The sequence below is a fragment of the Allobosea sp. FW305-C-101 genome (genome assembly GCF_058783685.1).
In genome coordinates this window covers 1-797 of the sequence record NZ_JBYSYT010000023.1, presented here as the reverse complement: position 1 = coordinate 797, position 797 = coordinate 1, and the positions used below count along the sequence as shown (strand labels likewise).

Genomic DNA, 797 nt, shown 5'->3' with positions numbered 1-797 from the left:
GCCTTCTTGTCGCGCAGCACGACCGCGACCGCTTGCTCGTAAGGGTCGTCGCTCTCGACCGAACCCATGCCGGTCTTGTCGAAGACGGCGCCGTCCTCGTCCTCGCCAGCTTCCTCCTCCTCGGAGGTGACGGCGTCGAGATATTGCGGCCGGCCTTGCGTCTTGAGATGGGCGACCACCTTCTCGACCTCGGCATCCGAGACGAAGGGGCCGTGGACGCGGGTGATGCGCCCGCCGCCGGCCATGTAGAGCATGTCGCCCTGGCCCAGAAGCTGCTCGGCGCCCATCTCGCCGAGGATCGTGCGGCTATCGATCTTGCTGGTGACCTGGAAGGAGATGCGGGTCGGGAAGTTCGCCTTGATCGTGCCGGTGATGACGTCGACCGAGGGACGCTGCGTCGCGAGGACCACATGGATGCCGGCGGCACGCGCCATCTGGGCGAGACGCTGGATCGTGCCCTCGATCTCCTTGCCGGCGACCATCATCAGGTCGGCCATCTCGTCGACGATGACGACGATATAGGGCAGAGGCTCGAGGTCCATGACCTCCTCCTCGTAGATCGCCTCGCCGCTGTGCTTGTCGAAGCCGGTCTGGACGGTGCGGGTGATGACCTCGCCGGCGGCCTTGGCCTCGCCGACCCTGGCATTGAAGCCGTCGATGTTGCGCACCGAGAGCTTCGACATCTTCTTGTAGCGCTCCTCCATCTCGCGCACCGCCCATTTCAAGGCGACGACCGCCTTCTTGGGATCGGTGACGACCGGGGTGAGCAGATGCGGGATGCCGTCATAGACGGAGAG

1 protein-coding gene is annotated in these 797 nt (G+C 65.4%); it reads right to left on the bottom strand.

The window, feature by feature from the left end:
• Window positions 1–797 (bottom strand): FtsK/SpoIIIE domain-containing protein (locus AC3WMA_RS27560; protein ID WP_492288429.1); only part of this gene is annotated, 797 nt, incomplete at both ends.